Raw genomic sequence first — 3,095 nt, forward strand, 5'->3', positions numbered from 1 at the left:
GGGAAGCCAGCCCGCTTTCGCTGTATGTGGAAGGCTTTCGCAAGCATCTCGAAGACCGCGGTTATGCGCCGGACTCGGTTCGGTGGCGGCTGCGTCAACTTGCGGCATTGGATCGGTGGTTGCACGAGCATCGTTTGACTGCCAGCGACCTGGACGATTCCTGCGTGGATCGGTTCGTCGCGGCCCGGCAAGCCGCACACCGAACGACGTTTGTGGCTGTCGCAAACTTTTCGGTTCCGATCGCGTATTTGCGCCAAATCGGTGTGGTGCCTCCGAAGATCACACCGCTGGATCCGACCTCACAGATCCTTGAGCAGTATCGCGGTTACCTGTCCACCGAACGTGGGCTTGTTGAAAGCTCGATCGTGGCCAACATGCGTGTCGCTGATATTTTCTGCAACCAGCGGACACTCCGGCTTGAGGAGCTCTCAGCGGCCGAGGTCACCACGTATATTGCGGCGCTCTGCGCGCGCTCAAGTATCGGGTGGTCGAAGAAGACCGTGACCGCGTTGGCATCATTTCTCCGATTCCTCCACGTCGCCGGAATCACCACCGCACCGCTCGCCGCGGCTCTGCCAAAACTCACCGGACACCGTCCCCACGTTCCATGCGAGCTCACCCAAAGCGACTTCCTGCGCCTGCTCGATGGCTGTGAATGCGCCAGCGACGTCGGTTTACGCGACCGTGCGATTCTGACGGTCCTGTGGCGGATGGGACTACGCCGAGGCGAGGTGGCCGGCTTGAGGGTCGATGACATCAACTGGCGCCGTGGTGAAATCACGGTCCGGGGAAAAGGGAATCGCCACGAAGTTCTGCCAATCCCGACCGATGTCGGTGAAGCGCTCGTGCACTACCTCCACGAGGCCCATCGTCGCGTCCCGGCCGGTTGCAGGGCCTTGTTCGTTCACGTCAGAGCGCCAGAAGGCGCTATGAGCCCCACAGGGGTCGGTGATGTCGTGGCACGCGTGGCCGACCGTGTTGGGCTGCCACCGATGGGTGCGCACCTGCTGCGGCACGGCACGGCAACACAGCTGGCGCGCGTTGGCGCTTCGTGGCTGGAGATCGCTCAAGTCATGAGGCACCGGAGCCTGGCAGTCACGGTCTCCTACACCACCATTGACCCTGCCTGGACGAGCGAGTTGGCACGACCCTGGCCAGGTGCGCGATGATCGATCTTTCCGCCGCCGTCGACACCTACCTCGCCATGCGCCGGGGCTTGGGCTTCAAACTCGTCGATGCCGGCTCCTTGTTGCCCGACTTCGTCAGCTTCCTGCACAACCATGGCGCCGAGCACGTCAGCACCGAGCTGGCTCTCGCGTGGGCTACCCAGCCGGTGAATGCCGAACCTCTCTGGTGGCGCCAACGATTGGGTTTCGTGCGCGGCTTCGCACAATACCTGCGCAACCTTGACCCTGACACCGAGGTGCCGCCACGTGACCTGCTTCCGGCACGGCAGCAACGAATTGCACCATATCTATATTCCGATGTCGATATCGGAGCGTTGATGGAGGCCGCCCGGGCTCTGAACCCGCCACTGCGTGCGGCCACCTACGAGGCCTTTATCGGTTTGCTTTCAGTCACGGGTCTCCGGCGGGGAGAAGCTTTGGCGTTGAACCGAGAGGACCTCGACCGGGAGCAATCACTACTGGTAGTCCGTGATGCCAAAGGTGGCGGCCGAAAAGTGCCGTTGCATGAAACGACCGTTCAGGCACTCCAAAACTACTTTGACTGCGTTGACTTTCACTTTCAGCTCCCCGTGGCGCCCTCGGTATTCGTCTCTACACGGGGAACCAGACTGAACAAGAATTCGCTCAATGCAACGTTCCCCTCCCTGATCGACAAGGCCGGCCTGACGGGGCGCGGAGAACGAGCACGCCCCCGGATCCACGACCTGAGACACAGCTACGCGGTTCGCCAGTTGATCGATTGGCACCAACAACAGGTCGATGTCGACGCGCGGATACCGCTGCTCTCGGCAGTCCTTGGGCACAGCGACCCGGCCTCCACCTATTGGTACCTGCAAGCCTCACCCGAGCTGTTCGCCATCGTCGGGCAGCACCTTGAAGAATTCCTGGGAGAACTACCATGAGCGCCCTCGCCCCAACCCTGCAAAAGTTTTTCACCGACCGCCTCATCACCCAACGACAAGTCAGCCCCGCCACAGTCGCTGCCTACCGTGACACGTTCCGGCTGCTGCTGGCATTCATCCTTGAGACAAAGCGGATCGCCCCGGCGAACCTCGACTTCCGCGACCTGGATGCCCCGACGATCGGAGCGTTCCTCAGCCACCTGGAAACTGAGCGGAAGAACTGCATACGGAGCAGAAATGCCCGTTTGGCCGCGATCCATTCGCTCTTCAGGTTCGCCGCTCTCCAGCACCCCGAACATGCCGAGCTGATTGCCCGGGTCCTGTCGATCCCACAGAAACGGTTCGAGAGGGGAATCGTAGAATTCCTCACCAAAGAGGAGGTTGAGGCGATCCTCGCCGTCCCCGACTGCAGCGCCTGGATCGGTCGCCGCGACCATGCACTGCTCACTCTCGCCGTCCAAACCGGTATGCGCGTGAGCGAGCTTACCGGCCTGCGCGGAGAAGATGTGTTCCTGGGAATCGGTGCGCATGTTCGCTGCCGTGGCAAGGGCCGAAAACAGCGCTCCACGCCCCTGACCACGGGAACCGTGGCCACGATGCGGGCGTGGTTCAAAGCCAGTGGCGTCCAACCCGATGCACCCCTGTTCCCGAGCCGGAATGGCACGACGTTGAGCACCGACGCCGTTGAATGGCTGGTGACAAAATATTCCACCACTGCTGCCGTTGGATGCCCATCATTGGCGACCAAGCGAGTCACCCCTCATGTCCTTCGCCACAGCGCCGCCATGTTCCTGCGCGAAGCCGGTGTGGACATCTCGGTCATCGCGCTCTGGCTCGGCCACGAGAGCATCGCCTCGACACAGATCTATATGCACGCCGATCTTGCCGTCAAACAACGCGCGTTGGACAAAATGACGTCGTTCAAAGAAACTCGGAACCGCTATCGAGCGCCTGACTCGCTTCTTGACTACCTTGAAGCGCTCTGAATTATGCCGAGCGGTTCAGG

The 3,095-nt window shown here is 61.5% G+C and carries 3 protein-coding genes; all 3 read left to right on the plus strand.

The genetic code is table 11. The features are described 5' to 3' along the window. Window positions 1-1,169: tyrosine-type recombinase/integrase (locus tag CIK76_RS01340; RefSeq protein WP_096283011.1), on the plus strand; the 1,169-nt coding region annotated here is incomplete at its 5' end. Further along, complete coding sequence (locus tag CIK76_RS01345) at window positions 1,166-2,089, plus strand: tyrosine-type recombinase/integrase (RefSeq protein WP_096283012.1); 924 nt, start codon at window positions 1,166-1,168, stop codon at window positions 2,087-2,089. The genes CIK76_RS01340 and CIK76_RS01345, both read left to right, overlap by 4 nt. Then, the gene (locus CIK76_RS01350) at window positions 2,086-3,075 is read left to right on the plus strand and encodes a tyrosine-type recombinase/integrase (RefSeq protein WP_096283013.1); all 990 of its coding nucleotides are present in this window, start codon (window positions 2,086-2,088) and stop codon (window positions 3,073-3,075) included. The genes CIK76_RS01345 and CIK76_RS01350 overlap by 4 nt, the downstream gene beginning before the upstream one ends. Window positions 3,076-3,095 lie beyond the last annotated feature (20 nt).

It is taken from the genome of Glutamicibacter sp. BW80, assembly GCF_002332385.1.
Taxonomy (GTDB): Bacteria; Actinomycetota; Actinomycetes; order Actinomycetales; family Micrococcaceae; genus Glutamicibacter.